This window comes from Streptomyces sp. DSM 15324, from assembly GCF_001514285.1.
Taxonomy (GTDB): Bacteria; Actinomycetota; Actinomycetes; order Streptomycetales; family Streptomycetaceae; genus Streptomyces.
Genome location: NZ_KQ949041.1, coordinates 92,966 through 119,137, shown reverse-complemented (window position 1 = coordinate 119,137; position 26,172 = coordinate 92,966). Strand labels below are relative to the sequence as shown.

Here is a 26,172-nt window from a genome sequence, read left to right as displayed (position 1 = left end):
GCATCAACGGCCGTCAACCGGGAGATGTACGGCCGGGCCGGATCTCTTACAGCCCCTGGCGGATTCAGGCTCGGGCCGTATCGGCAGGCGTGACACGGAGCACGAGACAGCCGTGAGTAAACACCCCGCGCGAGTCGCCCGTGCGCGACCGCCACCTGCTCCGGGTAGGAAGGCCCACTGTTCGCCCTCGTCGCCGCGATGGCGGATACCAAGCGGGTGCGCTGGAACTGTCCGGAGAGGAGAACCCGAGCCGACATGGCCGGCTCATGGCGCTACCTGCGGCACTCGGCCGACTGTGGAACTGCCCGTTGCACGCGACCAGCCCGACCAGCTCTGCCCGCCATCCGTGGAGCGGTTGCGGTAGACCTCGTGATCGTTGGGGCTGACGCACGCAATGCCGGTGTGAACGAGTCAATCGGCCTCAAGGGAACGGATCTTCTGGCCCCAGGCAGCGATCCCGTTGTCAGTGCCGGCTGGGAGGATCACCGGCATGACACCGTTGCTTCTCACCGACATCGAGCGAGCCGTTCGCAGCAGCTGGAGTGCCGAGACGTGCACGCCTGAGTTCCGATCGCGCTGGAGCCCGGACAACCCGGCCCGGGACCAGTGCGGTGTGACCGCCATGGTGCTCAATGACCTGCTGGGAGGTGAGCTGATCCGGGGAGAAGTACACGTCAACGGCGAGCGTGTGGACTACCACTGGTGGAACCGCCTGGGCATGGCCCTTGAGATCGACCTCACCCGCGAGCAGTTCGGGCCGGAGGAGATTGTCACCGGGGGCGTTGTCATTCCCCGACCGCCCGTGACCGAATGGCGCAGGCTTCGTGAGGAGTACGAGCTTCTCCGCGACCGCGTCATGGACAAGCTCAACCTGCGTCAGCCAGACGGCCAACATCATCACCGCAGGGCAGTGCCGGCACCACCTACATCTACGCCGGTGACCGGTGGAACGCCAACGACCTCGGCAACTCCCAGCTGATCTGGCTGCCGATGACCATCCGCGGCACCGTGGTCAACGTCGGCCAGTACCCGAGCTGGTCGCTCGACGCCACCGCCGGCACCTGGACGCCCACCTCCGGTGTGCCCACCAGCGCGGTGCACACCCTCACCAACGCGGGCACCTCGATGCTGATGGACGTCGCGAGCGGCTCCACGACCAGCGGCGCCAAGGTCATCCAGTGGCAGTCCGACGGGGGGCGACAACCAGAAGTGGACGCTGAACCGGTGACCCGCCGCCACGGGCCTGTGCCTGGACGTCCCGAGCAAGTCGACCGCCGAGAACGTCAGGCAGCAGCAGTGGACCTGCAACGGCGGCGCCAACCAGCAGTTCGCCGCCGACCTCGTCGGCAGCCTCACCCGGTACCAAGTTTCTGCTCGTCAACACGGGCAGCGGGCTGAACATCCGTGTGGACGCCTCCTCCACCACCGCGGGTGCCGCCGTGGTCCAGCTCACCGGCACCCGCGCCACCAGCCAGCAGTGGAACCTGTCGTAAGGCTCGGAACACCCGTGCGCACGTGAGCGAGAAGCGGTGCTTCAGCCGATGGCGTATGGCCGGTAGACCGTCTCCACCGAGTGACGAGTCCGCCGTCGCCGCCTCCACCACCGACGGGGCGACGGTGACCGGGCTCAGCGCCAGTACGGCGTACACCTTCGCGGTCCACGCCCGGGACGCGGCCGGCAACGGCTCGGCCCGCTCGGGCGCGGTCGCCGTCACGACGAGCGCCGCGCCCGCCACCCCCTGCTCCGTGCGCTGCCGAAAGGCGGTCGGGGCGGTTTGGGTGCTGCCAGAAAAAAGGGTTTGCCGGGGCCGCGCGCATCCCCGTACCGTCGCAGCACTCTTACGCATCACGCTCTCTCGAACGATCGCCGCAGAAAGGGAGCAGGCCCGTGCACGGCGCGCGGAGTCAGGAGGGGCGGCAGCTCTGTCCGCATGCCCTCCTGAAGGACTGTTCCCATGAAGATCGGCCTCGGCCTCCCCATCGACGACCCCGCCCTGCTCCTGACCTGGGCCCGGCACGCCGACGCGGGCCCGTTCAGCACCCTCGGCCTGCTCGACCGGCTCGTGTTCGGCAACCCCGAGCCCCTCGTCACCCTCGCCGCCGTCGCCGGCGCCACCTCCCGCATCCGCGTCCAGACCGAGGTGCTCATCGCGCCCGTCCACCGCACCGCCCTGCTCGCCAAGCAGACCGCGACCCTCGACCGCATCTCCGGTGGCCGGTTCACCCTCGGTATCGGCGTCGGCGGCCGGGACGACGACTTCCTCGCCGCCGGCGTCGACCCGCGCCGCCGCGGCCGCCGCCTCGACGAGCAGATGGTCCTGCTGCGCCGCCTCTGGGCCGGCGAGCCGTACGGAGAGGGTGCGGCGTCCATCGGACCCGCGCCCCTCACCCCGGGGGGCCCGGAAGTGCTCTTCGGGGGCTTCACACCCGCCGCACTCGAACGGGTGGGCCGTTTCGGCGACGGCTTCCTCGGCGCCGCACTGGCCCCGAAACACCTCGACGGCCTCTTCCGCGACGTGGAGGACGTCTGGGAGAAGTACGACCGCCCCGGCCGGCCGCGGCTGGTCGCCCAGATCAGCGTCGCCCTCGGCCCGCAGGACACGGTGGACCGGGCCCGGCGCAACCTCCTCGACTACTACGCGTTCACCGGCCGCGCCGCCTCCATGGCCGACGGGCTGCTGACCACCCCACGGACGATCGGTGCGGCCGTCGCCGACCTCGCCGGCATCGGCGCCGACGAGGTCGTCCTGTACTGCTGGGCCCCGGATCCAGAACAGGTGGACCGGCTGGCCGAGGTGGTGTCCTAGGGAGTGCTGTGCGGGACTTCCGCAGCACCCCCTGGCCGCGCCGGCGAGAGACGTACGTGAAAACTCGTACAAAAGGCGATCCGGGTACCGTGTGACCATGTCCACGACGCCGCGCTGGCTCACCGCAGAGGAACGACGGGCCTGGCTCGCCTACGTCGACTTCTCCACCCTGCTCGCCGACTACCTCAACCGGCAGTTGCGGCGCGACGCGGGCATGACGCACTCCGACTACAGCCTGCTCGTCTCCCTCTCCATGGCCCCCGACGGCGTGCTCGGGATGTCCGAACTGGCCCAGCGGCTGAAGATCACGCGCAGCCGGCTCACCCACGCGGTGAACCGGCTGCGCGAGGTCGGCCTCGTCGAACGCCGGGAGGACCCCGCCGACGGCCGCGGCCAGCTCGCCCACCTCACCGAGGAGGGCAAGGCGCTGCTCGTGGAGGTCGCCCCCGGCCACGTCGAGGCCGTCCGCCGCGCGGTGTTCGACGTCCTCACCCCCGCACAGGTACGGCAGTTCGCCGAGATCGGCGAGGCCATCAGCGACGCCCTGCACCGCGCCGAGAGCACCGAGGCCGATCCGGCCGTGCTGCCCTGGCGACGCCGCTGAACGAGGGGTCCGCCCCGCCTCGGTGACGAATTCCGGCAGTTCGTCGGGCCCGGGATCGAGAAGAACCGGCCCGGCGCGCGTACCTGGAGGTACGGGGCTGCCCGCCCCCTTCGCAACACGCCAACGATCCAAGGGACGTACCTCGTGAACGCAACCGCCGCCATCGGCGTCACCGGCCTCGGCGTGATGGGCCGCAACCTCGCGCGCAACTTCGCCCGCAACGGTTACACCGTCGCCGTCCACAACCGCTCCGTCGGCCGTACCCGCGCGCTCGTCGAGGAGTTCGGCCACGAGGGCGCCTTCGTTCCCGCCGAGTCGGCCGAGGAGTTCGTGGCCGCGCTGGAACGCCCCCGCCGGCTGATGATCATGGTGCAGGCGGGCGCGGTCACCGACGCCGTCATCGACGAGTTCGCCCCGCTCCTGGAGCCCGGCGACATGATCATCGACGGTGGCAACGCCCACTTCGCCGACACCCGCCGCCGTGAGGCCGCGCTGCGCGAGAAGGGCATCCACTTCGTCGGCACCGGGGTCTCCGGCGGCGAGGAGGGCGCCCTGCACGGGCCGTCGATCATGGTCGGCGGGTCGAGTGAGTCGTACGACGTCCTCGGCCCGATGTTCGAGTCCATCAGCGCGAAGATCGACGGCGAGCCCTGCGCCGCCCACGTCGGCACGGACGGCGCCGGACACTTCGTCAAGATGGTGCACAACGGCATCGAGTACGCGGACATGCAGCTCATCGCCGAGGCGTACGACCTGCTGCGGCAGGTCGCCGGCTACACCCCCGCCGAGATCGCCGACGTCTTCCGCACCTGGAACGAGGGCCGCCTCGGCTCCTACCTGATCGAGATCACCGCCGAGGTCCTCGCCCACACCGACGCCGCCACCGGCCTCGCCTTCGTCGACATCGTCACCGACGCCGCCGGCCAGAAGGGCACCGGCCGCTGGACCGTGCAGACCGCCCTGGACCTGGGCTCCCCGGTCACCGCCATCGCCCAGGCCACCTTCGCCCGCGCTGCCTCCGGCCAGCGCGAACTGCGCGCCGCCTACGCCGGGCTGCCCGGCGGCACCACCCCGCCGCTCAGCCGCACCGAGGCCGCCCGCTTCACCTCCCAGGTCGAGCACGCTCTCTACGCCTCCAAGGTCATCGCCTACGACCAGGGTTGGAAGATGATCCAGGACGCGGCCGCCGAGTACGGCTGGAAGATCGACCTGGGCGCGGTCGCCAAGATCTGGCGCGGCGGCTGCATCATCCGCGCCTCCTTCCTGGACCGCATCCGCGCCGCCTACGCCGCCGACTCCGAACTGGTCAGCCTCCTCGGCGAGATGGAGTTCGCCATGGAGATCACCGACGCGCAGGTGCCGTGGCGCGAGACGGTCGCCTCCGCCGCCCGCCGGGGCATCCCCGTCCCCGCCTTCTCGGCGGCCCTCGCCCACTACGACACCCTGCGCGCAGGCCGCCTCCCCGCCGCCCTCCTCCAGGGCCAGCGCGACTACTTCGGCGCCCACACCTACGGCCGTACCGACCGCCCGGGCGCCTTCCACACCCACTGGGCGCAGGACGGCCGCCCGGAGACCCAGGCCTGAGAGGGCCCCGGCGCACGGGACCGGTCCGGCGCGAGCGGGTCCGGGCCGACACGGCTCGACCCGCGTCCGCCCGGCCCGGTCCGGTGCGGTCAGCCCCGGGCGGTCACCGACTGCCGGATCACCAGGTGGGTGCCGAGCACCACGTGGTCGTCCGCGCAGACCCGCTCCTCCCGCTCCAGCGCCAACCGTACGGCGGACCGGCCCAGATCCTCGTACGGGACGCGGACGGTGGTCAGCGCGGGGGTGAGGTCCGCCGCGAAGGGCACGTCGTCGTAGCCCACCAGGGAGACGTCGTCCGGGACGCTCACCCCGGCCTCGCGCAGCGCGGCCAGCGCGCCGAGGGCCACCATGTCGGTGCCGGCGAAGACGGCCGTGAACCCCTGCCCCGCGCGCAGGGCGTCACGGGTGCGCAGATAGCCCGAGGTGCGGGTGTACGGCCCCGGCACGTCGAGTTCCTCCTCGTACGGCACCCCGTACGCCCGCAGCGCGTCCAGGTGGCCCGCCCGGCGCTGCTGGGCGGTGGCGAACCTGGGCTCCCCGCCGAGGAACAGCACGCGCCGGTGCCCCGCGGCGAGCAGCCGGCCGGCGGCCTGGAAGGCGCCGCCGCGGTTGTCGTACTCGATCACCGTGGCCGGCGCGCCGGCGGGCAGCGGCGGGCGTCCGACCAGGACCAGCCGTGATCCGGCCGAGGCCAGGCCGTGCGCGTATCCGGCCATCCGCGCGTAGGAGGCGTCGTCGGCCTCCGCGCCGCCGACCAGCACCACGGCGGCGGCGTGCTGTTCGCGCATCAGCTGCACGAGGTCGTTCTCGCGGGCCGGATCGCCGTGCGTGGCGCAGACCAGGCTCAGCCGGCCGCGCGTCGCCGCCTCCTGCTGCACCCCGGCCGCCACATGGGCGAGGGAGGGGCTGGTGATGTCGTGGAGGACCAGGGCGACGGGTCCGGGAACGCCGCCGGACAGCGCCTTGGCGTGCACGTTCACCACGTAGTGGAGCGCCTCGACCGCCGCCGTGACCCGGGCGCGGGTCGTCTCGGAGACCGGGTAGTTCCCGGCCGGCGTGCGGGACACGGTGGCCACGGACACGCCCGCCCTGGCGGCGACGTCACGGATGGTGGCGGGCTTGTCCCGGCCCGCGGTGCCGCGACGCCGTCTGCCCCCGCCCGCGGGCCGCAGGGCCGCGCCGTCTCCGGTGGAGTGATCCGTCACGGCATGACGTTACTGCATCCGGTGGGGCCCGCAGGCGGGTGTGACGGCCGCTTCGATCCGGGTCCGACGGCCGCACCGATGGTCGTCTCCGTCCGGCGGACGGGCGGCCATCGGCTCGATCGACTTCCGACGGCCGCCCGGTACCGGGCCGGGTGCACCACACCCGGCGAGATCACCCGAGGGGACGCGGCGCTACTGGGCGCTCGTCGCCGGGTACGTCGGGTACTCGACCCCGGAGACGTGCTGCACGACGCGGACGACCTGGCAGGAGTAGCCGAACTCGTTGTCGTACCAGAGGTAGAGGATGGCGTTGTCGCCGTCGACCTTGGTGGCGCCGGCGTCGACGATCGAGGCGTGCCGCGAGCCGATGAAGTCCATGGAGACCGCGTCGGGGGCCGTGGTGAAGTCGATCTGGCGGCGCAGCGGCGAGGTCAGCGAGACGTCACGGAGGTGGTCCAGGACCTCGTCGCGGGTGGTCTCGCGGCTGAGGCGCAGGCTGAGGATGGCGATCGAGACGTCCGGCACGGGCACCCGGATCGAGCTGCCGGTGATCGGCGCCTTGAGCTCGGGCAGCGCCTTGGCGACGGCGGACGCCGCACCGGTCTCGGTGATCACCATGTTCAGCGGCGCCGAGCGGCCGCGCCGGTCGGCCTTGTGGTAGTTGTCCAGCAGGTTCTGGTCGTTGGTGAACGAGTGGACGGTCTCCACGTGGCCGCGCTCCACCCCGAACTCGTCGTTCATCGCCTTCAGCGGCGGGACGATCGCGTTGGTGGTGCAGGACGCGCAGGACAGGATCTGCTCGTCCGGCTTGATCGTGTCGTGGTTGACGCCGTGCACGATGTTCGGGACGTCGCCCTTGCCGGGCGCGGTCAGCACGACCTTGTCGATGCCCGGGCGCAGGTGCTGCGAGAGGCCTTCGCGGTCGCGCCACTTGCCGGTGTTGTCGATCAGGATGGCGTTGTCGATGCCGTACGCCGTGTAGTCGATCTCGGCCGGGCTGTCGGCGTAGATCACCTTGATCGCGTTGCCGTTGGCGACGATCGTGCCGTTCGCCTCGTCGACCGTGATCGTGCCCTGGAACTGGCCGTGCACGGAGTCGCGGCGCAGCAGCGAGGCACGCTTGACGAGGTCCTGGTCGCCGCCGCCGCGCACCACGATGGCGCGGAGCCGCAGGCCGTTGCCGGAGCCGGTCTTCTCGATGAGCAGCCGGGCGACGAGCCGCCCGATGCGGCCGAAGCCGTACAGGACGACGTCGCGGGGCTCGCGGCGGTCGATCTTGTGGGCGCCCGTGGCGCCCGCGACGGCCTCGGCGGTGAAGTCCAGGACCGACAGACCGCGGTCGTCGGCGCGGTGGCTCTCGGCGAGGATACCGATGTCGATCTGGGACGGGCCGAGGTCGAGGGTGGTGAGTGCCTCGAGGAACGGCAGGGTCTCGGTGACCGAGAGCTCCTCGCCCGCGATCTGGCGGGCGAACCGGTGGGTCTTGAGGATGCTGACCACCGACTTGTTCACCAGGGAGCGGCTGTGCAGCAGGATCGTCACGTCCCGCTCGCGGTGCAGCTTCCCGATCATCGGGATCATCGACTCCGCGATCTCCTCGCGGTTCTTCCAGTGGGTGAACGAATCGTCGTTGAGCGTCACGGGCCTATCTTTCGAGCTAGGTGGCGCTCAGATGCTAACCCGACGTTCATCTGATCATTCAAGCGGGGGTCTGCTCAGGTGTGCAGGACCGTGCGGCGGCGGGGGATCCCCAGGGCGCACAGCGCTCCGGTGAACACCACGGCGACCCCCACCCACACCGCGGGATGCAGGCCGTCGACGAACTGCCGGGGGCCCTCTGTGCTGCCGTGGGCCACGAACACCGTGCTCAGTACGGCGATGCCGAGCGCGCCGCCGACCTCGCGCACGGTGGTGTTGGCGCCGGAGGCCTTGCCCGCGTGCTCTTCGGCGACCGAGCCGAGCACGACCGCCGCCGTCGGCGCGAACACGAAGCCCATGCCGACACCGGCCACGACCATCGGGCCGACCAGCGAGGAGTAGTCCGTGTCGACGTCGGCGACCAGGTTGATCCAGCCCAGTCCGACGCCCTGGAGGAAGAGCCCGAGAGCCATCAGCCGGCCGCCGCCGACCTTGTCGGTGAGCAGTCCGGCGACGGGGGCGACGAACATCGGCATCAGTGTCCAGGCGAGGGTGCGCACACCGGCCTCCAGCGGGGTGCGCGCCGGCACGATCTGGAGGTACTGCGCGAGCAGGAACAGCGAGCCGAAGACCCCGAAGTACATGGTCGCCGAGACGATGTTGGTGAGGGTGAAGGCCCGCACCCGGTAGAACGACAGCGGCAGCATCGGCTCCTCGGTCCTGGCCTCCCGGGCGACGAACGCGGCCAGCAGCACCGCGCCGCCGGCGAACGCGCCGAGCACCTGTGCGGAGGTCCAGCCGTCGGGCTCGCCGCGCACGATCGCCCACACCACGGCGCACAGTCCCCCCGCTGCCAGCACCATGCCGGCCAGGTCGAGCCGGATGCCGGGCAGCGCACTCTCCTCGAGCGCGAACAGCACCAGCGGGACGGCGATCACGCACACCGGCACGTTGATCCAGAAGATCCACCGCCAGTCCAGGCCGTCCACGACCGCACCGCCGACCACCGGGCCCATCGCCACGGCGAGCCCGCTCACCCCGGACCACACGCCGAGCGCCATCCGAGAGCTGGACTGGGACGTGCACGCCTCGGCACCCGCCCGGGACACCCTCGCCGAGACCCTCGCCTCCCTGCGCGCCCTGGGCGTCCCGCTCGACTGGCGGACCCTGCTGCCGTACGCCCGGCTCGCCGAACGCACCGCGGCCCTCGACCTCGACCAGCTCGAAGGGCTCGACGACCCGCTGGAGACCGCCGAGCGCGCCCTGCTGCTGACCGTCCTCCTGGAACCCGCCCTGCTCGCCCTCAGGCGCATGGCCCAGCAGAACGAGTCGGCCCGCCGGTACGGGTCCTGACGGTCGAGTCCCGTCGGTATGGATCCTGACGGCCGAGCCCCGCCGGTACACGTCCCGACCGTCGAGCCCCCCGCAGGCGCGGGTCCTGAGGGCCGAGCCCCCGCCGGTATACGTCCCGACCGTTGACCCCCGCCGGCACACGCCCGACCGCCGAGCCCCGCCGGCCTCGGGGCCACAGTGTCCGCGTCCGCGTCCGCCGGGATTCCCGGGCGGCTCCGCCATGGCCTGCGGCGTCCTCGGCGTCCGCGGCGTCCTTCGGCGTCGGCGCGCTCGCGCGCGGGTCACGGACCGGTCCGGTGGGGCATGATCCCCGGCCGATCGGGTACGCGAGGCCGGACCGCGTCCGGAGGGAAGCCTTCCGGAGCGGGCCGTACGACCGCCGCGACAAGGGGAACTGTCATGGAGACGCCCGCCCACGACCGCAACGCCGACCCCGCCCGCTGGGCCCTGGACGCGCTGGCCCGGGACACCGAGGACACGGTGGCCCTGGAGACGCTCGCGCACTGCGACGTCCTGGTGCCGGTGCCCGACGACGCCACCGACGAGGACGTCAGCGACCCCGCCCGGCTGGCCCTGCCGGTCCTGGACAACCCCGGCGCCACACCCGTGGTCCCGGTGTTCACCTCCGAACCCGAGATGGCCGGACTGCTGCCCGGGATCGACCGCTACCGGCTGGTGCCCCTCGGCGCGCTCGCCGCGCAGTGGCCCGCCGGAGATCTCTCGCTCGCCATAGACGCCGCCGGCGACCACCCGCTGACGCTCACCTCGGAAGGAGTGCGCACCCTGCTCGCCCGCTGACCCGCCACCCGGGGCGGCCCGCGCCCGCCGGCTCGCCGTAATCCAGAATGGCCCCATGATCTGGCTCTCCGGTGCGGCCGGCGGACTCGTCCTCGCTCTGGTGCTCGGAAGCGTCCTGCGCACCCTCGTCGTCCCGCGCGGCCTGTACTCCGTGGTCGTGTACCGGCTCTGGTGGACCCTGCGCCGGCTGCTGCACCTCGCCGCCCTGCGCCGCGGGTACGAGGCCGTCGACCGGTGGCAGACCTGGCTCGCCCCGCTGATGCTGGTCGGCATGCTGGGGATCTGGCTGCTCGGCGCCCTGGCCGGATACGGGCTGCTGCTGTACGCGCTGTCCCCGCTCGGCTGGACCACCGCCTTCCGGGAGGCCGGCTCCAGTCTGTTCACCCTGGGCTTCGCCAGCGGCGCCCGGGTACGGCTGTCCGTCCTCGACTTCGCGGCCGCGATCACCGGCCCGGTCGTCATCGCCCTCCAGATCGCCTACCTTCCCACCCTGTACGCCGCCTACAACCGCCGGGAGCTGGAGGTCACCCTGCTCCAGTCGCGGGCCGGCGAGCCCGCCTGGGGTCCCGAGATCCTCGCCCGGCAGTGGCTGGTCGACACCGAGACCGCGCTGCCGGAGCTGTACCGCGCCTGGGAGCGGCTGGCCTCGGACATGGGGGAGAGCCATGCGACGTACCCGGTGCTGCTGGCGTTCCGCTCGCCGCGCCCGCAGCGCAGCTGGCTGGTCGGGCTGATCGCGGTGATGGACGCGGCGGCCCTGCAACTGGCGCTGTCCCCGCGCACCGCGCCGCCGGAGGCCCGGCTGGTGCTGCGCGCGGGGTTCACCGCACTGCGGGACATCGCCCGCTCGATCCGCTTCGGCTTCGACCCCGACCCGGCCCCGGACGACCCCGTCGGTCTGACCTATGCCGAGTTCGAGGCGGCGGTGTCGATGCTGGAGTCGACGGGCTTCCGGGCGGAACGCGGGCCCGAGGAGGCCTGGCCACACTTCCGGGGCTGGCGGGTCAACTACGAGGCGGTCGGCTACGAGCTGTGCCGCCGCTGCGACGCGGTCCCCGCCCTGTGGACGGGCCCACGCGACTTCCCCTCCACCCCGATCCCACCCCACCGCCCGGCGGACCGCCGGCCGGGGGACCGTCGCGCCGGGGAGGAACAAGGCTGAGACCAGTGCCCCGAAGGGGCGACGTGCTCAGGAACCGCCGAGCATCCGCTCCAGCACGCCCCGCTGCAACGGCAGCACCTCCGTGTGCAGATCACGTCCCTTGCGGGTGAGCGTGACATACACCCCGCGCCGGTCCTCCAGACAGACGGCCCGGGCCACCAGGCCCTCCTTCTCCAGCCGCCCGATCAGCCGGGACAGGGCGCTCTGACTGAGGTGGACCCGGCCCACGAGATCCTGCACCCGGCACTGCTCGCCCTGTCCGGGAGCCTCCGCGGCGAGGATGTCGAGCACCTCGAAGTCGCTCGCGCCGAGGCCGTGCGGGTGCAGCGCGCGGTCGATCTCGCACATCGTGCGTGCGTGCACCGACAGGATGTCCCGCCACCGCTCCTCGAGGCCCGCCCCGGCCGTCTTCGCTGCCATACCCGCACGGTAACACCCCTGTCCGCTCTTGTTGAGTGTGCAACTAGTGCGGGTGGAGGCGGTTCTACGAGGGGTTCTTCGGGGGGTCCTGGAGCAGCCCCACCAGGTTGCCGTCCGAGTCCTTGACCGACGCGATCAGCCGGCCGTTGCCGACGTCCTGCACATCCTGGAGCACCTCGGCCCCCGCCTCCACCAGGGCCGCCAGCCGCCCGCGGATGTCGGTGACGTGCCAGAACGGAACCGCCCCGGTCAGCCCTTGGGCGTGCCCGTTCGGGTTGAGGCCGACGTCCTGGCCGGCCGCCTTGTAGCCGACGTAGTAGGGCTCGTCGGCGTACGGCTCGACCTGGAGCAGCGCCCCGAACACGGCCTTGGCCCGCTCCAGGTCCTTCACGGGGTAGATGATCGTCTGCACACCGGTGGTGGTCGTCATGGCCGGTCACTCCTCGGTCTTCGCGTGGTTCCGGCGGGATGGGCCGGTGGTCTCACGCTAGGCCCGGGTGAGGGGAGCGCGCTTCTCCGATCCTGACCGACCGACGCCGGCGCTCAGGTCGAGTCCCGCTTCACCAGCTCCGTCGGCAGGATCACCGCCGCCGGGTCCTCGCCCCCTATCTGGGCGAGGAGGACGCGCACCATCTCGGCGCTGACCCGGTCGTAGGGCTGACGGATCGTGGTGAGCGCGGGCACCGCCTCCGTCGCCGCGACGGAGTCGTCGAAGCCGCCCACGGACACGTCCTCGGGAACCCGGCGCCCGGCCCGGCGCAGCGCCGTCAGCGCACCCCGGGCCATCAGGTCGGAGGCGACGAACAGGGCGTCCAGATCCGGGGCCTGCGCCAGCAGCCGTTCGGCGGCCGCCTCCCCGCTGGCCCGGCTGTAGTCGCCGGAGACCACGAGCCGCTCGTCGATCCCGATGCCCGCCTCCGTGAGCACCTCCTTGTAGCCGGCGAGCCGGTCCACACCGCCCGGGGTGTCCAGCGGACCGCTCACCATGCCGATCCGGCGCCGGCCGAGCGAGAGCAGGTGGCGCACCATGTCCCGGGCGCCGTCCCGGTCGTCCGCCGCCACATAGCTCACCTTGGAACGCAGCCCCATCGGCTTGCCGCACTGGACCAGCGGCACCCCCGCCTCGCGCAGTTCCTCCGCGACCGGGTCGCCGGAGTGGCTGGAGACCAGCAGCACCCCGTCGACGTGCCCGGCGGTGATGTAGCGGGTGATGCGCCGCCGCTCGTCCTTGGTGCCCGCCAGCATCAGCAGCAGCGGGATGTCGTGCGCCGCGAGCGCCTGGGTGCAGCCGCTGAGCAGCACATTGAAGTTCGGGTCCTCGAAGAACCGCTCCTGGGGCTCGGTCAGCAGGAATCCCACCGAGTCCGAACGGCCGGTGATCAACGAGCGGGCGTGCCGGTTCACGACGTAACCGGTCTTGCGGATGGCGGCGTTGACCGCCTCCGCCGCCGCGGGGCTGACGTAGTGCCCGCCGTTGAGCACCCGGGAGACGGTGCCGCGGGAGACCCCTGCCTCCCGCGCCACGTCGTGGATCGTCGGCGGTCTGCGCCGGGCCCCCGCATTGCTCATGGTCATGACTTTACGGCCCCGGAGAGCAGATCCAGGCTCCAGAACCGCTGAATGACCAGGAAGAGCGCGACCAGCGGGATCACCGCGAGGAACGCCCCGGTGATCACCAGGGTGTAGAGCGCGGGCTGGTTCGAGCCCTGTTCGAGGAGGGTGAACAGACCGAGCGTGATCGGGAACTTCTCGTCGTCGCTGAGCATGATGTACGGCAGGAGGAAGTTGTTCCACACCGCCACGAACTGGAACAGGAACACCGTGACCAGTCCGGGCACCATCATCGGCAGCGCGATCCGGGTGAAGATCCGCCACTCGCCCGCCCCGTCCATCCGGCCCGCCTCCACCACGTCGGCGGGCACGGCGGCCGCCGCGTAGATGCGCGCGAGGTAGACGCCGTACGGCGAGAGGATCTGCGGCAGCAGCACCGACAGGTGGGAGTCCGTGAGGTCCGCCTTGGCCAGCAGCAGGTACTGCGGGACGGCCAGGATGACCGGCGGCATCAGCACGCCCGCGAGCAGGACGTTGAACGCCGTCTCACGGCCGCGGAAGCGGTAGGTCGCCAGGGCGTAGCCGCTGAACGCCGACACGCCGGTCGACAGCAGCGCGCCGAGGACGGCGTACAGGGCGGAGTTGCCCATCCACGCCCAGTAGACGCCGTCGCGGTAGGCGGTGAGCTGCCTGACGTTGTCGGTGAAGCCGGTGCCCGGCAGGAAGGTGAAGGTGGAGAACAGCTCGCGGCCCGACTTGGTGGAGGCGATCACCACCCACGCCACGGGGAGCAGACAGTAGAGCGCGCCCAGCAGGAGCGTGACCGTCGGGACGAGCGCCGTGCGGCTGCGCAGCGGCGGCCGGCGGTGCGCCGTGCCCGTCGTCCCGGCCGCTGCGGGCGACTTCTGTACGGCGAGAGAACTCATCCCGCTGCCTCCTGCTTGTCACGGCGGTTCGCCGCCCGCAGGAAGCCGAAGCTCAGCACCAGCGTGGCGAGGGCGATGATCACGGCCTCGGCGGCCGCCTGGTGGATGTCGCCCGTGCCGAACGCGTCCCGGTAGACCTTCATCAGCGGACTCCACGTCGTGGACACGGAGTTGGTGAGCGGTTTGAGGGTGGTCGGCTCGTTGAACACCTGGAGCGTGGCGATGATCGAGAAGAAGAAGGTCAGCACCAGCGAGGACGCCACCATCGGGATCTTGATCCGCAGGGCGATCTGCAGCGGGGTGGCGCCGTCCAGCTTCGCCGCCTCGTACACCTCGGCCGGGACGGCCCGGAGCGAGGTGTAGATGACGATCATGTTGAAGCCGGTGCCGCCCCAGACCGCGATGTTGGAGAGGGCGAGGTACAGCGGGCCGCCGTCCAGCAGGTCCGGCTGCGGCAGGCCGAGCTTCTCCAGCACGAAGGAGAAGGGGCTGACGTCCGGCAGGTACAGAAAGCCCCACAGCAGCGCCGCCACCACCCCGGGGACGGCGTACGGCAGGAAGATCGCGAGCCGGGTGAACGGGGCGAGCCGCACCTTCTCGGCATCCAGCATCAGCGCGAACAGCAGGGCCAGGCCCAGCATCACGGGGACGACGATGCAGCCGTAGCCGAGGACGCGCAGCGCGCCGTCCAGCAGCTCGCTGTCGGTGAGGGCGTCCGTGTAGTTCTCGACGCCGGCCCAGACCTCGCTGCGGGCGCCCTTGCCCAGCCCGAGGCCGAAGACGTGCACCTTGTGGAAGCTGAGCCAGACCGCGTAGCCGATGGGCAGCGCGAAGAACGACGAGAACAGGACCGTGGCGGGGAGGAGGAAGGCGTACGGGGCCCCCTTGACCCCGTACGGCTTCCGGCGTGCGGTGGTCACTTCGAGACCTCGAAGCCCTGCTTCTCGAGGTCGGCGACCGTGGCGTCCTGCATGGTCTTCAGGGCGGCGGAGAAGTCCGACTTGTTCTTGGCGGCGGCGCCGAAGGCGTCGTTGAAGGTCTGGTAGGCCACGTTCACGTTGGGGCCCCAGGCCGAGGGAGCCGTGGTGCGCGCGATCTTGGCGGCCAGGGTGTAGAACTCCGGCTGCGTCGAGAAGTAGTCCGGCGGGGTGGCGAAGGCGCCGCTGGTCTGGGCGTTCGTGGCGGCCGGGTAGATGCCGCCCTCCTTGGCCAGTGCCGCGAGGGCAGCGTCGTCGGTGTTCAGCCAGGCCGCGAACTTCGCGGCGGCCGCCCGGTGTCCGGAGTCCGTCGTCACGGCCGTGGAGGAGCCGCCCCAGCTGCCGGTGACGTGGTCGCCGGCCGACCACTGGGGGAGCGGGGCCATGGCCCACTTGCCCTTGGTGTCGGGCGCGGCGGTGGTCAGGGTGCCGGGCGCCCACACCGCCGAGACCCAGGCGATCTGCTTGCCGGTGTTCAGGGCCTTGTTCCACGCCGGGGTGTACATCGGCTGGTTGTCGACGGCGCCCTCCTTGACCAGGCCGCCCCAGAAGTCGGCGACCTTCCGGGTGGCCGCGTCGTCGATGCCGACCCGCCACGTGTCGCCGGAGGTCGTCCACCACGTGGCGCCGGCCTGCTGGGCGAGGCCCGCGAAGAGGCCGGAGTCGTTGGCGGAGAACGTGGTCAGGTCGGTGTCCGGGGCCTTCTTCTTCAGCGCGCGGGCGGTCTCGGCGAACTCGTCCCAGGTCGTCGGGACCGTCAGGCCGTACTTCTTGAAGAGGTCGGCGCGGTAGTAGAACATCATCGGGCCGATGTCCTGCGGGACCGCGTAGACCGCGTCCGTGCCCAGCGTCGTCTGCTGCCACACGCCGTCGGCGAACCTGCTCTTCGCGTCGCCCACGTTCTTCGCTATGTCCGCGAGCGCGTCGTTGCTGACCAGCGTCGGCAGCGCCTGGTATTCGGCCTGCACCAGGTCGGGCGCCTTGCCCGCCTTGTGCGCGGTGAGGATCTTGGTGACCAGCGTGTCGCCGGACGCCTGCTTCTTCACCGTGACGGTGATCCTGTCCTTCTTGCCCGGGCCCTGGTTCCAGAGGTCGACGACCTTGTCCATGCCGGGCGTCCAGGTCCAGTAGGTGAGCGAGACCGGGCCGGACTCGGACTTGCTGTCGTCGCCGGATGAGCCGCACGCGGCGAGTGCGGTGCTGCCGAGGGTGACGGCAACGGCGGTTGCCACGAGGCGACGGCGCTTCGTGTGGGGCATGGATCTCTCCCTGACCTGGGTCCTGGTGTCTGTGAGCGTTCACAGTAGAGAAACATCCCGGACACTTGTCAATGGTTGTTGCTCTGCGGTTATGTTGGCCTCCGAACGCCGCAACCGTGTGTGCACGTTCCCAGAAGATCGATTAAACGGGAGACAATCCATGCCGGAGACCACCCCCAAGGGCCTTACCGGGCTCGCCTTCGGTGGGGACTACAACCCCGAGCAGTGGCCGGAAGCCGTCTGGCAGGAGGACGTCCGCCTGATGCGGGAGGCCGGCGTCACCATGGTGAGCGTCGGGATCTTCTCCTGGGCCCTGCTCGAGCCCTCACCCGGGCACTACGACTTCGGCTGGCTGGACCGGGTCATCGGCCTGCTCCACGAGCACGGCATCCGGGTCGACCTGGGCACCCCCACGGTCGTCCCGCCCGTGTGGTTCTACCGCGCCCATCCCGACGCCCTGCCCGTGACGGCCGACGGCGTCCGCCTGGAGTTCGGCTCGCGCGGCGCCATCTGCCACAGCAACGCCGCCTACCGCGCGGCCGCCGCGACCATCACCACCCGGCTCGCCGAGCGCTACGGCGACCACCCCGCCCTCGCCCTGTGGCACGTGCACAACGAGTACGGCGTCCCCGTCTCGGCCTGCTACTGCGACTCCTGCGCCGCCCACTTCCGCCGCTGGCTCGCGACGACGTACGGCACCGTCGAGGCGGTGAACGGCGCCTGGGGCACCGCCTTCTGGGGGCAGCGCTACGCCCGCCTCGAGGACATCAACCCCCCGCGCGCCACCCCCACCGTCGGCAACCCGGCCCAGGCCCTGGACTACAAGCGCTTCGCCGACGCCACCATGCGCGAGAACTTCCGCGCGGAGCGCGACATCCTGCACCGCCTCGCACCGGGCGTCCCGGTCACCACCAACTTCATGACCGCCCTCAGCCAGTGCGACTCCGTCGACTACTGGGCCTGGGGCCGCGAGGTCGACATCGTCACCAACGACCACTACCTCATCACCGACGGCCGCCGCACCCACGTCAACCTGGCGATGGCCGCCGATCTCACCCGCTCCGTCGCAGGCGGCGCCCCTTGGATCCTGCTCGAACACTCCACCTCGGGCATCAACTGGCAGCCCCGCAACCCCGCCAAGGCCCCCGGCCAGATGGCCCGCAACTCCCTTGGCCATGTCGCCCGCGGCTCCGAGGGTGCGATGTTCTTCCAGTGGCGCCAGTCCCGGCGCGGCGCCGAGAAGTTCCACTCGGCGATGGTCCCGCACGGCGGCACCGGCACCCGCGTGTGGCGCGAGGTGGTCGAACTCGGCGCGTCCCTCGACTCCCTGGCCACGATCCGCGGCACCCGTACCGAGGCCGACGTGGCCGTCCTGTGGGACTGGCACTCCTGGTGGGCGCAGAACCTGGCCTGGCGCCCCAGCGAGGACCACGACGCCCGCGAGCGCGCCGACGCCTTCTACGAGGCGCTCTACGACCGCCACCTGACCGTCGACTTCGCCCACCCCGAGGCCGATCTGTCGGCCTACCCCCTGGTCGTGGTGCCCGCGCTGTACCTGATGACGGAGGCGGCCGGGAACAACCTCCGGGAGTACGTCGAGGGGGGCGGCACGCTCGTGGTGTCGTACTTCTCGGGCATCGTCGACGAGCACGACTGCGTCCACGACGGCGCCTACCCCGGCGCGCTGCGTGAGGTCCTGGGCCTGACGGTCGAGGAGTTCTCCCCGCTGCTGGCGGACCAGAGCGTCCGGCTGACCGGCCCCGACGGCTCCGCACTCGCCGGTGACGTGTGGACCGAGTTCGTCGTGCCGCGCGGCGCCGAGACCGTCTGGACGTACGCCGACGGCCTCACCGCCGGCCGGCCGGCCGTCACCCGGCACCGCCTCGGCGACGGCACCGCCTGGTACGTCTCCACCCGCCTCGGCCGCGAGGGACTGGACGCCCTCCTCGGCCGGGCCGCCGAGGACGCGCGCCTCGACCCGCGCGCCGACCTGCCCCACGACGTCGAGGTCGTGCGCCGCTCCGGGGAGAGCGGCAGCTACCTCTTCGCCGTCAACCACACGGCGGCCGACGCCAAGGTGCCGCTGGGGGCCTCCGGCACCGAACTGCTGACGGGTGAACGCGCCGCCGGCCGCCTCGCGGTCCCGGCGGGAGCCGTCCGGGTCGTGCGACTCGACGGCTGAGCCGACTCCCCCTCCGCCCGTGGAGCCGCGAGCCGCGGGCGGAGGGGGTCCCTCCCTCGTCCGAGGGAGCCCACCCCCCTACGTCGAAGGGACGACGGACGACGATGTTCCATCCCAGACGCACCCTCAGAGCCCTGCTGCTGCCGCTGGTCGCGGGGCTCGCCCTGACCGCGCTGCCCGCGCAGGCCGCCCGGGCGGCGAGCACGCTCACCAACGGCGGCTTCGAGTCCGACGGCACCGGCACCGCCACCCCCGCGGGCTGGTCCACCTACTCGGCGGCGGGCCAGAACGCCGCCTCCTTCACCGAGTCCGGCGGCCACACCGGCGGCTACCGCCTCACCCACTGGGCGTCCACCGCCTACAAGGTGGAGACGTACCAGTACCTCTCCGGGCTGACCAACGGGAACTACACCCTCACCGCCTGGGTCCGCTCCGGCGGCGGCCAGAACTCCGCCTACCTCGCGCTGAAGAACTGCGGCAGCGCCGAACAGCGCACCGATCTGCCGGTGTCCACCAGCAGCTGGGTGCGGATCGTCACGTCGATCAAGGTGACGAACAACCAGTGCACCCTCAGCGTCAACAGTGACGCGCACGCCGGCAACTGGATCAACGTCGACGACCTGACCTTCACGCCTGGATCGACCGGCCTGTCCGTCAAGGGGGCCGACATCTCCTCCCTCGCCAAGAGCGAGGCCCACGGCGGTGTCTACCGGACCGGTTCCGGCACCCCCGGCGACGCGGTCACCATCCTGAAGAACGCCGGCATGAACTACGCGCGCCTGAAGGTCTGGGTCGACCCCGCCGACGGCTACAACAACAGGACGCGCGTCCTGGCCATGGCCAAGCGGATCAAGGCCGCCGGCATGAAGCTGCTGGTCGACTTCCACTACTCGGACACCTGGGCCGACCCCGGCAAGCAGACCAAGCCCGCCGCCTGGTCCGGCCACTCCTACAGCCGGCTCAGGACGGACGTCTACAACCACACGTACGACGTGCTCAACGCGCTGAAGGCGCAGGGCACCACGGCCGACATGGTCCAGGTCGGCAACGAGATCAACGGCGGCATGCTGTGGTCCGAGGGCTCCACCGACAACTGGCCGCAGCTCGCCGGGCTGCTCAACTCCGGTTACAGCGCCGTCAAGGCCGTCTCCTCCGGCACGACGGTCGCCCTGCACCTCGCCAACGCCGGTGACGACGCCGCCGTCCGCCGGTGGTTCGACAACGCCAGGACGTACGGCGTCACCTACGACGTGATCGGCCTGTCGTACTACGGCTACTGGCACGGCTCGCTCGCCGCCGCCCAGACCACCCTGGACGACGTGGCCGCCCGGTACTCCAAGCCGGTGTTCGTCGCCGAGACGGCCTACCCCTTCCGGCTCGACAGCGACGACTCGCTCACCAACCAGATCGACACCACCGGTGAACTGGTCAGCGGCTACCCGGCGAGCGCGGCCGGACAGCTCGCCTGGATGAACGCCGTCGCGAACATCGTGGAGGCGGTGCCGAACGGCCGCGGGCTCGGCGTCTTCTCCTGGGAGGCGACCTGGACCGCCGTCAGCGGCAACGGCTGGGACCCGGCCGACGCCACCTCCGGCAACGGCTGGGAGAACCAGGCCCTGTTCGGCTACGACGACAGGGCCCTGCCCTCCCTGGCGTGGTTCAGCCACCGCTGACTCCCGCCACCCGGTACACCGGGGCCCGGCCGCACCCCGCGGCCGGGCCCGCACCCGCGGCCGTCCGCCCCTGCGCCCGAACTGCCCCATGCGGAAGGCCTGTTGGATCCCGGCCAAGGCTTGCGGAGTGCGGGACACGGCACCCCCGACTGCGGAAGAGTGGGACGACACGGCACCAGGAGGCCCGGACGGAGGAGGACGACGATGCAGAGGACGCCCGTGGGGGAGAGACGACTGGTCATCCTGGAATGGCTCAAGGAGCCGCACCGGCACTTCCCGCCCCAGCGACACGCCGACCTCGTCGAGGACGGCGTCAGCGCGGACGCCGTCGCGGCGAAGCTCGGGGTGCGCCGCGGGGTCGCCGACTCCCATCTCGCCCTGCTCACCGACCTCGGCCTGCTGCGCGCCACCCGCGTCAAGCGGCGTGTGTACTACCGGCGTGACGAGATCCGCATCGCCGAGGTGGCGCGCATGTTCGAGAAGGGGTGGTGACCGGCTCCCGGGAACGCACGCCCGGGCCCCTGTGAGGATGGCCGCCCCCTCCAGGAAGGCGGACCCCGATGGACCCTCGGACGGCCCTCGTTCCGATCAGGTACCTCACTCTCCCCGGGCACGGACCCGAGGACGTCGTGGCCGACTCCCTCGGACGGGTGCTGACCGGGGTGGCCGACGGACGGATCCTGCGGATCGACGGCCTGGACGACCCGTCCGCGACCCGCGTCACCTGCGTCGCCGAGACCGGCGGCCGCCCGCTCGGCCTCGAACTCCTCCCCGACGGCGACCTGTTGGTATGCGACGCCGAGGGCGCCCTGCTGCGCGTCGATCCCGAGGGCGGCCCGGACAACGTGCGTGTGCTCACCCGGACGGCGGCGGGGGAGCGGCTGCGCTTCTGCAGCAACGTCGTCGCCCTGCCCGACGGCACGGTCTTCTTCACCGTCTCCACCCGCGTGCACCCCCTCCACGACTGGATGGGCGACCTCGTCGAACACACCGGCACCGGGCGGCTGCTGCGCCTCGCCCCGGGCGCGGACGACGCCGAGGTCGTCCTGGAGGGCCTCCAGTTCGCCAACGGGATCGCCCGCGGCGCCGACGACGCGTTCCTGGTCGTCGCCGAGACCGGCGCCCGCCGCCTCACCCGGTTCCACCTCACCGGCTCCCGCGCCGGAGGGGCCGAACCCTTCGCCGAGAACCTGCCCGGTTTCCCCGACAACCTCTGGCGGGGCACCCCCGACGGTCCGATCTGGATCGCCCTGGCCGGCCCGCGCGTCCCCCCGCTCGACCTCCTGCACCGCGCCGGCCCCGCCGTACGCCGCCGCGCCGCCCGCGCGGCCCTGCACGCGCCGTACCGCCCCTCGGGCACGATCGGGGTCCTCGCGCTCGACGACGACGGCCGGACCGTCGCCCACCTCACCCGCCGCCGCTCCGGCTACCGCATGGTGACCAGCGTCTGCGAGGCGGGCGGCCGGCTGATCCTCGGCAGCCTGCGCGAACCCGGCCTCGCCGTCTGCGAGGCCCCCCGCCCGAGCGGCACCCCTGACCGGTCCTGACCGCGCCCTCGGTGCCCCGGTGCGGCGATACGCTGGTGCGACATGTCAGCTCCCGAGGCCGAGAGCCTCCGCACCAGGACCCCGCGCGGGACCACCGGGACCGGTCAGCTCCCGGTGGTCGCGGTCGTCGCCGTGGGCGGCGGGATCGGCGCCGCCGCCCGCTACGCCGCCGCGCTTCGGTGGCCCACGGCCGGCGGCGGCTTCCCCTGGGGCACCTTCTGGGTGAACGTGGCCGGCTGCGCGGTGATCGGCGTCTTCCTGGTGCTGATCACCGAGGTGCTGACCGTGCACCGGCTGGTGCGCCCGTTCTTCGGCACCGGCGTCCTCGGTGGTTTCACCACCTTCTCGACGTACACCGTGGAGATCCAGCGGCTGGTCGACGCGGGCCGCCCCGGCACCGCGTTCGCCTACCTCGCCGCGACCCTGTGCGCGGCCCTCGGCGCCGTGTGGGTCGCCGCCACCGCGACCCGCCGCGCCCTGCCCACCCGCCTCAGGAGGCAGTGATGACGAGGCTGACGGGCAACGCCCTGCGCCTGACCGTGTTCGTCGGCGAGAACGACACCTGGCACCACAAGCCCCTCTACAGCGAGATCGTCCACCGCGCCCACGCGGCAGGACTCGCCGGCGCCAGTGTCTTCCACGGGGTCGAGGGCTTCGGCGCCTCCTCCCGGATCCACACCTCGCGGCTGCTCTCGCTCAGCGAGGACCTCCCGGTCGCGATCGTCGTCGTGGACACAGAGGAGCGGGTGCAGGCCTTCCTGCCGCAGCTCGAGGAGCTGGTCGTCGACGGCCTTGCCGTGCTCGACGAGTGCCATGTGATCAGGTACGGGGGCCGCGCCAAGAACCAGGACGAAACGGACGTGAAGGGTAAGAAGTCGTTGTGAACTGGCTGGTGGTCGTCGCGGGCGGCATGATCGGCGCCCCCGCGCGCTATCTCACCGACCGCGCGGTGCAGTCCCGGCACGACTCGGTGTTCCCCTGGGGCACCTTCGTCGTCAACGTGACCGGCTGTCTCCTCCTCGGCACCCTGACCGGGGCCGCCTCCGTCGGTCCCGACCTGCGGTTGTTCCTGGGTACGGGCTTCTGCGGGGCCCTGACCACGTACTCGACGTTCTCGTACGAGACGCTCCGGCTGACGGAGACCGGCGCGGGCCTCTACGCCGCCGCCAACGTCCTCGGGAGCCTGGTCGCGGGCCTGGGGGCCGCGTTCGCGGGGGTCGCCATAGGTCAGGCGGTGTGGTCGTAGACGGTCCGCACCCGTCCGCGCCTGGTAGGACTGTGTACACCACTCGACCGTCTACAGCATTGTCGACCGACCCGTCTCCTCAGAACTGGATTCCATGAGCGCCATCTCCGTCGGCCAAGCCGTCGTCCTCGGAGCCGTCGAGGGAGTGACCGAGTTCCTCCCCGTCTCCTCCACCGGCCATCTGAAGATCACCGAGGGCCTGATGAGCATCCCGGTCGACGACGACGCGGTCGTCGGCTTCTCGGCGGTGATCCAGGTCGGGGCGATCGCCGCCGTGCTGGTGTACTTCCGCAAGGACATCGTGCGGATCGTGTCGGCCTGGTTCCGGGGTCTGCGCCACCGTGAGGAGCGCGTCCACCACGACTACAAGTTCGCCTGGTGGGTGATCTACGCGACCATCCCGATCGTGGTCGTCGGCCTCGCCGCCAAGCCCCTCATCGAGGGCCCGCTGGCCTCCCTGTGGGTCGTCGCGGGGTCGCTGATCGCCGGCAGCGTGGTGATGTGGGCGGCCGACCAGATGGGCCGGCACAAGCGCGGCGAGGACGACACCTCGTTCAAGGACGCCATGCTCGTCGGCAGCTCCCAGATCCTCGCGCTGCTCTTCCCCGGCTTCTCCCGCTCCGGCGCCACCATGTCCACCGCGCTCATCCTGGACCTCGACCGCGTCGCCGCCACCCGGCTCTCCTTCTTCCTCGGCATCCCCGCCCTGACCGGCGCCGGCCTGTACGAGCTGAAGGACGCGCTCGGCACCGGCGTGGGCGCCGCACCGCTGGCCGTCGGCACCGCCGTCTCCTTCGTGGTGGCGTACGCCTCCATCGCCTGGCTGCTGAAGTTCGTCGCCAAGCACTCCTTCAACGCCTTCGTGATCTACCGGATCGCCATCGGCGTCCTGCTGTTCGGGCTGCTCGGCACCGGTGTGCTGAACGGCTGATCTCCGGGCGGCCGATCACCGGCCCGGTCACCTGCGCGATCACCGGCGGGCGGGAAGTCTGATACGGGACTCCCGCCCGCTGAATTTTTAGTTTCGGCACCCTTGACACCAGCCATACATAAACCGGAACATCACTCCCGTGAACCTGTCAGACAGCCAGACAGGTGGTTCGGCACCACGGCGCGTCAGCGCCATGGAAGCGGTGCTCGGCCACCTCCGCGGCGCCATCGAGCGTGGCGAATACGCCATCGGTGAGAAGCTCCCCTCCGAGGCGGAGCTCTGCCGCACGCTCGAGGTGTCCCGGCCCGTGCTGCGCGAGGCGCTGCGCGCCCTGCAGACCATGGGCCTGACGGTCGCCAAGACCGGCAAGGGCACCTTCGTGATCGCGAACACCGTCGAGGACCCCACCTTCGGCGACTACGCGGCCAGCGACCTGCTGGAAGTGCGCCGCCACATCGAGATCCCGGTCGCCGGGTACGCGGCCGCGCGCCGCACCCCGGAGAACCTGGACCACCTGGCCCATCTGCTCGACCGCATGGAACGGGAGACGGACACCACCGCGTGGGTCGCGATGGACACCCTCTTCCACCTGGCCGTCGCCGAAGCCGCCCAGAACCCGGTCTTCCGCCGGGTCATCGAGGAGATCCGGGACGCACTGGCGCGTCAGTCGGCCTTCCTCAATGAGCTGGGCGGCCGGCGCGAACAGTCCAACCGCGAGCACCGGGCCATCGTCGAGGCCCTGATCGACGGTTCCGAGCATGACGCGGTGGCGGCGATGAGCCATCACCTCGACCGCGTCGAGACGACCCTCACCGACATCGTGCGCTCCCCTGGCACGATCACTCCCCTGGAAGGCGGACCCGAGGCGTGAGCGAACAGCACCTCAAAGACGAGACGCGCCCCTCGTCCGGTCACATCGACGCCGGAGACCACGGCTACAGCAAGTCGCTGAAGCACCGGCACGTCAACATGATCGCGATCGGCGGTGCCATAGGCACCGGCCTCTTCCTCGGCGCGGGCGGCCGGCTCGCCGACGCCGGGCCCTCCCTCTTCGTCGCGTACGCCGTCTGCGGCGTCTTCGCGTTCCTCGTCGTGCGCGCGCTCGGCGAACTCGTCCTGTACCGCCCGTCATCCGGCGCCTTCGTGTCGTACGCCCGGGAGTTCCTCGGCGAGAAGGGCGCGTACACGGCCGGCTGGATGTACTTCCTGAACTGGGCCACCACCGGGATCGCCGACATCACCGCGGTCGCGACCTACACCCACTACTGGGGCATGTTCTCCGACATCCCGCAGTGGGTGATCGCCCTGATCGCGCTGGCCGTGGTCCTCTCCGTGAACCTCATCTCGGTGAAGATCTTCGGCGAACTGGAGTTCTGGTTCGCCATCGTCAAGGTCAGCGCCCTGGTCGTCTTCATGTGTATCGGCATCTACCTGCTGGTCACCCAGCACCCGGTGGACGGCATCACCCCCGGCCCCTCCCTGATCACCGACAATGGCGGCGTCTTCCCCAACGGCCTGCTGCCCATGCTGCTGATCATCCAGGGCGTCGTCTTCGCCTACGCCTCGGTCGAGCTGGTCGGTGTCGCCGCCGGCGAGACCGAGAACCCCGAGGAGATCATGCCGAAGGCGATCAACTCGATCATGTGGCGCGTGGGCCTGTTCTACGTCGGCTCGGTCGTCCTGCTGTCGATGCTGCTCCCGTGGAACAAGTACACGGCCGGCGAGAGCCCGTTCGTCACCGTGCTGTCCAACATCGGTGTCCCGGCGGCCGGCGGCGTGATGAACCTGGTCGTCCTCACGGCGGCCATGTCCTCCCTGAACTCCGGCCTCTACTCCACCGGCCGCATCCTGCGCTCCATGGCGGTCAACGGCTCCGCCCCGCAGTTCACCGCGAAGATGAGCCGCACCCAGGTCCCCTACGGCGGCATCCTGCTCACCAGCGGCATCTGCGTCCTGGGCGTCGGCCTGAACTTCGTGGTCCCGGCGGACGCCTTCGAGATCGTCCTGAACTTCGCGGCGATCGGCATCCTCTCCACCTGGGGCATGATCATGATCTGTCACCTCCTCTTCTGGCAGAAGACCCAGAAGGGCGAGCTGACCCGCCCGGGCTACCAGCTCCCGGGCTCCCCCTGGACCGAGCTCGTCACCCTGTTCTTCCTCGCCTCGGTCCTGGTCCTCATGTACGCCGACGGCGGCGCCGGACGCACCACCGTGCTGTGCCTGCCGCTGATCATCGGAGCGCTCGTCGCCGGCTGGTACGCCATCCGCGGCCGCATCGAGCGCGCCCAGGCCAAGGCCGACGTGTGAAC

27 protein-coding genes and 1 pseudogene are annotated in these 26,172 nt (G+C 71.3%); 18 read left to right on the top strand and 10 right to left on the bottom strand.

What is annotated here, in order from left to right; genetic code table 11:
* The first annotated feature begins 490 nt into the window (after positions 1-490).
* Positions 491-979 (top strand): YunG family protein, encoded by a 489-nt coding sequence (locus AQJ58_RS42135; protein ID WP_234360446.1) that lies wholly within the window; start codon positions 491-493, stop codon positions 977-979.
* On the opposite strand, the gene AQJ58_RS44070 is transcribed toward AQJ58_RS42135, so the two are convergent.
* Positions 930-1,175, bottom strand: a complete 246-nt coding sequence (locus AQJ58_RS44070) for a hypothetical protein (protein WP_067259154.1) — start codon at positions 1,173-1,175, stop codon at positions 930-932. The genes AQJ58_RS42135 and AQJ58_RS44070 overlap by 50 nt on opposite strands.
* A 68-nt stretch (positions 1,176-1,243) precedes the next feature.
* Here AQJ58_RS44070 and AQJ58_RS46095 point away from each other — a divergent pair, with 68 nt between their 5' ends.
* The 4 genes from AQJ58_RS46095 to gndA all read left to right on the top strand — a co-directional run bounded on the left by AQJ58_RS46095 (position 1,244) and on the right by gndA (position 4,995).
* Positions 1,244-1,519 (top strand): RICIN domain-containing protein, encoded by a 276-nt coding sequence (locus AQJ58_RS46095; RefSeq protein WP_420712208.1) that lies wholly within the window; start codon positions 1,244-1,246, stop codon positions 1,517-1,519.
* A gap of 436 nt (positions 1,520-1,955) precedes the next feature.
* A complete protein-coding gene (locus tag AQJ58_RS38805; protein ID WP_067259152.1) occupies positions 1,956-2,807 on the top strand; it encodes an LLM class flavin-dependent oxidoreductase in 852 nt (283 codons plus the stop codon).
* Positions 2,808-2,904: 97 nt separating this feature from the next.
* Positions 2,905-3,411, top strand: coding sequence for a MarR family winged helix-turn-helix transcriptional regulator (locus AQJ58_RS38800; RefSeq protein ID WP_067259181.1), 507 nt, complete (start codon positions 2,905-2,907; stop codon positions 3,409-3,411).
* A 144-nt stretch (positions 3,412-3,555) separates the two neighbouring features.
* On the top strand, positions 3,556-4,995 hold the full coding sequence (gndA, locus tag AQJ58_RS38795; protein WP_067259151.1) for an NADP-dependent phosphogluconate dehydrogenase: 1,440 nt from the start codon (positions 3,556-3,558) through the stop codon (positions 4,993-4,995).
* A gap of 89 nt (positions 4,996-5,084) precedes the next feature.
* Here gndA and AQJ58_RS38790 read toward each other — a convergent pair whose 3' ends face one another.
* The 3 genes from AQJ58_RS38790 to AQJ58_RS38780 form a co-directional block, all read right to left on the bottom strand.
* On the bottom strand, positions 5,085-6,200 hold the full coding sequence (locus tag AQJ58_RS38790; RefSeq protein WP_420712207.1) for a LacI family DNA-binding transcriptional regulator: 1,116 nt from the start codon (positions 6,198-6,200) through the stop codon (positions 5,085-5,087).
* A gap of 192 nt (positions 6,201-6,392) precedes the next feature.
* Entirely contained in the window at positions 6,393-7,841 is a 1,449-nt protein-coding gene (locus AQJ58_RS38785) for a glyceraldehyde-3-phosphate dehydrogenase (RefSeq protein WP_067259149.1), read from the bottom strand.
* A gap of 74 nt (positions 7,842-7,915) precedes the next feature.
* On the bottom strand, positions 7,916-8,899 hold the full coding sequence (locus AQJ58_RS38780; protein ID WP_234360445.1) for an MFS transporter: 984 nt from the start codon (positions 8,897-8,899) through the stop codon (positions 7,916-7,918).
* A 4-nt stretch (positions 8,900-8,903) separates the two neighbouring features.
* On the opposite strand from AQJ58_RS38780, the pseudogene AQJ58_RS38775 reads away from it, so the two are divergent.
* The 3 genes and pseudogenes from AQJ58_RS38775 to AQJ58_RS38765 form a co-directional block, all read left to right on the top strand.
* Positions 8,904-9,191, top strand: a pseudogene (locus AQJ58_RS38775) (transcriptional regulator); the annotation flags it as partial.
* Positions 9,192-9,590: 399 nt separating this feature from the next.
* Positions 9,591-9,989, top strand: a complete 399-nt coding sequence (locus AQJ58_RS38770) for an SseB family protein (protein ID WP_067259148.1) — start codon at positions 9,591-9,593, stop codon at positions 9,987-9,989.
* Between the two features lie 55 nt (positions 9,990-10,044).
* Complete coding sequence (locus AQJ58_RS38765; protein ID WP_067259146.1) at positions 10,045-11,151, top strand: hypothetical protein; 1,107 nt, start codon at positions 10,045-10,047, stop codon at positions 11,149-11,151.
* Between the two features lie 27 nt (positions 11,152-11,178).
* Here the strand turns inward: AQJ58_RS38765 and AQJ58_RS38760 are convergent, their stop codons facing one another.
* The 6 genes from AQJ58_RS38760 to AQJ58_RS38735 form a co-directional block, all read right to left on the bottom strand.
* Positions 11,179-11,571: a MarR family winged helix-turn-helix transcriptional regulator gene (locus tag AQJ58_RS38760; RefSeq protein WP_067259144.1), complete on the bottom strand. Its 393-nt coding sequence runs from the start codon at positions 11,569-11,571 to the stop codon at positions 11,179-11,181.
* Between the two features lie 64 nt (positions 11,572-11,635).
* Entirely contained in the window at positions 11,636-12,001 is a 366-nt protein-coding gene (locus AQJ58_RS38755) for a VOC family protein (RefSeq protein ID WP_067259142.1), read from the bottom strand.
* 113 nt (positions 12,002-12,114) lie between these two features.
* Positions 12,115-13,146: a LacI family DNA-binding transcriptional regulator gene (locus tag AQJ58_RS38750; protein ID WP_067259140.1), complete on the bottom strand. Its 1,032-nt coding sequence runs from the start codon at positions 13,144-13,146 to the stop codon at positions 12,115-12,117.
* The gene (locus AQJ58_RS38745) at positions 13,143-14,048 is read right to left on the bottom strand and encodes a carbohydrate ABC transporter permease (protein ID WP_067259138.1); all 906 of its coding nucleotides are present in this window, start codon (positions 14,046-14,048) and stop codon (positions 13,143-13,145) included. The genes AQJ58_RS38750 and AQJ58_RS38745 overlap by 4 nt, the downstream gene beginning before the upstream one ends.
* Positions 14,045-14,968 carry a carbohydrate ABC transporter permease gene (locus tag AQJ58_RS38740; protein ID WP_067259136.1) on the bottom strand — a complete coding sequence of 308 codons (924 nt, stop codon included), beginning with the start codon at positions 14,966-14,968 and terminating at the stop codon, positions 14,045-14,047. Before AQJ58_RS38740 ends, AQJ58_RS38745 begins: the two co-directional genes overlap by 4 nt.
* On the bottom strand, positions 14,965-16,284 hold the full coding sequence (locus tag AQJ58_RS38735; protein WP_067259134.1) for an ABC transporter substrate-binding protein: 1,320 nt from the start codon (positions 16,282-16,284) through the stop codon (positions 14,965-14,967). Before AQJ58_RS38735 ends, AQJ58_RS38740 begins: the two co-directional genes overlap by 4 nt.
* Before the next feature lie 160 nt (positions 16,285-16,444).
* On the opposite strand from AQJ58_RS38735, the gene AQJ58_RS38730 reads away from it, so the two are divergent.
* From AQJ58_RS38730 to AQJ58_RS38685, 10 genes are all read left to right on the top strand, one after another.
* Positions 16,445-18,466, top strand: a complete 2,022-nt coding sequence (locus AQJ58_RS38730) for a beta-galactosidase (protein ID WP_067259133.1) — start codon at positions 16,445-16,447, stop codon at positions 18,464-18,466.
* A gap of 104 nt (positions 18,467-18,570) precedes the next feature.
* Positions 18,571-20,139, top strand: coding sequence for a glycoside hydrolase family 53 protein (locus AQJ58_RS38725; RefSeq protein WP_067259131.1), 1,569 nt, complete (start codon positions 18,571-18,573; stop codon positions 20,137-20,139).
* Between the two features lie 204 nt (positions 20,140-20,343).
* Entirely contained in the window at positions 20,344-20,631 is a 288-nt protein-coding gene (locus AQJ58_RS38720) for an ArsR family transcriptional regulator (RefSeq protein ID WP_067259129.1), read from the top strand.
* Between the two features lie 68 nt (positions 20,632-20,699).
* Positions 20,700-21,686: an SMP-30/gluconolactonase/LRE family protein gene (locus AQJ58_RS38715; RefSeq protein WP_067259128.1), complete on the top strand. Its 987-nt coding sequence runs from the start codon at positions 20,700-20,702 to the stop codon at positions 21,684-21,686.
* A gap of 42 nt (positions 21,687-21,728) precedes the next feature.
* Entirely contained in the window at positions 21,729-22,190 is a 462-nt protein-coding gene (gene crcB, locus AQJ58_RS38710; protein ID WP_067259126.1) for a fluoride efflux transporter CrcB, read from the top strand.
* Positions 22,190-22,570, top strand: a complete 381-nt coding sequence (locus AQJ58_RS38705; RefSeq protein ID WP_067259125.1) for a DUF190 domain-containing protein — start codon at positions 22,190-22,192, stop codon at positions 22,568-22,570. Before crcB (AQJ58_RS38710) ends, AQJ58_RS38705 begins: the two co-directional genes overlap by 1 nt.
* Positions 22,567-22,932: a fluoride efflux transporter CrcB gene (gene crcB / locus AQJ58_RS38700; protein ID WP_067259123.1), complete on the top strand. Its 366-nt coding sequence runs from the start codon at positions 22,567-22,569 to the stop codon at positions 22,930-22,932. The genes AQJ58_RS38705 and crcB (AQJ58_RS38700) overlap by 4 nt, the downstream gene beginning before the upstream one ends.
* A 94-nt stretch (positions 22,933-23,026) precedes the next feature.
* A complete protein-coding gene (locus AQJ58_RS38695; RefSeq protein ID WP_067259121.1) occupies positions 23,027-23,863 on the top strand; it encodes an undecaprenyl-diphosphate phosphatase in 837 nt (278 codons plus the stop codon).
* A 193-nt stretch (positions 23,864-24,056) separates the two neighbouring features.
* Positions 24,057-24,734: a FadR/GntR family transcriptional regulator gene (locus AQJ58_RS38690; protein WP_067259120.1), complete on the top strand. Its 678-nt coding sequence runs from the start codon at positions 24,057-24,059 to the stop codon at positions 24,732-24,734.
* A complete protein-coding gene (locus tag AQJ58_RS38685; protein WP_067259118.1) occupies positions 24,731-26,170 on the top strand; it encodes an amino acid permease in 1,440 nt (479 codons plus the stop codon). The genes AQJ58_RS38690 and AQJ58_RS38685 overlap by 4 nt, the downstream gene beginning before the upstream one ends.
* Positions 26,171-26,172 lie beyond the last annotated feature (2 nt).

Excerpts from the sequence above, each read along its gene's own strand:
- AQJ58_RS42135 (WP_234360446.1), top strand. The coding sequence starts at position 491 with ATGACACCGTTGCTTCTCACCGACATCGAGCGAGCCGTTCGCAGCAGC.
- AQJ58_RS44070 (WP_067259154.1), bottom strand. The coding sequence starts at position 1,175 with ATGACCTTGGCGCCGCTGGTCGTGGAGCCGCTCGCGACGTCCATCAGC.
- AQJ58_RS38805 (WP_067259152.1), top strand. The coding sequence starts at position 1,956 with ATGAAGATCGGCCTCGGCCTCCCCATCGACGACCCCGCCCTGCTCCTG.
- AQJ58_RS38800 (WP_067259181.1), top strand. The coding sequence starts at position 2,905 with ATGTCCACGACGCCGCGCTGGCTCACCGCAGAGGAACGACGGGCCTGG.
- AQJ58_RS38780 (WP_234360445.1), bottom strand. The coding sequence starts at position 8,899 with ATGGCGCTCGGCGTGTGGTCCGGGGTGAGCGGGCTCGCCGTGGCGATG.
- AQJ58_RS38770 (WP_067259148.1), top strand. The coding sequence starts at position 9,591 with ATGGAGACGCCCGCCCACGACCGCAACGCCGACCCCGCCCGCTGGGCC.
- AQJ58_RS38765 (WP_067259146.1), top strand. The coding sequence starts at position 10,045 with ATGATCTGGCTCTCCGGTGCGGCCGGCGGACTCGTCCTCGCTCTGGTG.
- AQJ58_RS38760 (WP_067259144.1), bottom strand. The coding sequence starts at position 11,571 with ATGGCAGCGAAGACGGCCGGGGCGGGCCTCGAGGAGCGGTGGCGGGAC.
- AQJ58_RS38755 (WP_067259142.1), bottom strand. The coding sequence starts at position 12,001 with ATGACGACCACCACCGGTGTGCAGACGATCATCTACCCCGTGAAGGAC.
- AQJ58_RS38750 (WP_067259140.1), bottom strand. The coding sequence starts at position 13,146 with ATGACCATGAGCAATGCGGGGGCCCGGCGCAGACCGCCGACGATCCAC.
- AQJ58_RS38745 (WP_067259138.1), bottom strand. The coding sequence starts at position 14,048 with ATGAGTTCTCTCGCCGTACAGAAGTCGCCCGCAGCGGCCGGGACGACG.
- AQJ58_RS38735 (WP_067259134.1), bottom strand. The coding sequence starts at position 16,284 with ATGCCCCACACGAAGCGCCGTCGCCTCGTGGCAACCGCCGTTGCCGTC.
- AQJ58_RS38730 (WP_067259133.1), top strand. The coding sequence starts at position 16,445 with ATGCCGGAGACCACCCCCAAGGGCCTTACCGGGCTCGCCTTCGGTGGG.
- AQJ58_RS38725 (WP_067259131.1), top strand. The coding sequence starts at position 18,571 with ATGTTCCATCCCAGACGCACCCTCAGAGCCCTGCTGCTGCCGCTGGTC.
- AQJ58_RS38720 (WP_067259129.1), top strand. The coding sequence starts at position 20,344 with ATGCAGAGGACGCCCGTGGGGGAGAGACGACTGGTCATCCTGGAATGG.
- AQJ58_RS38715 (WP_067259128.1), top strand. The coding sequence starts at position 20,700 with ATGGACCCTCGGACGGCCCTCGTTCCGATCAGGTACCTCACTCTCCCC.
- crcB (WP_067259126.1), top strand. The coding sequence starts at position 21,729 with ATGTCAGCTCCCGAGGCCGAGAGCCTCCGCACCAGGACCCCGCGCGGG.
- AQJ58_RS38705 (WP_067259125.1), top strand. The coding sequence starts at position 22,190 with ATGACGAGGCTGACGGGCAACGCCCTGCGCCTGACCGTGTTCGTCGGC.
- AQJ58_RS38695 (WP_067259121.1), top strand. The coding sequence starts at position 23,027 with ATGAGCGCCATCTCCGTCGGCCAAGCCGTCGTCCTCGGAGCCGTCGAG.
- AQJ58_RS38690 (WP_067259120.1), top strand. The coding sequence starts at position 24,057 with ATGGAAGCGGTGCTCGGCCACCTCCGCGGCGCCATCGAGCGTGGCGAA.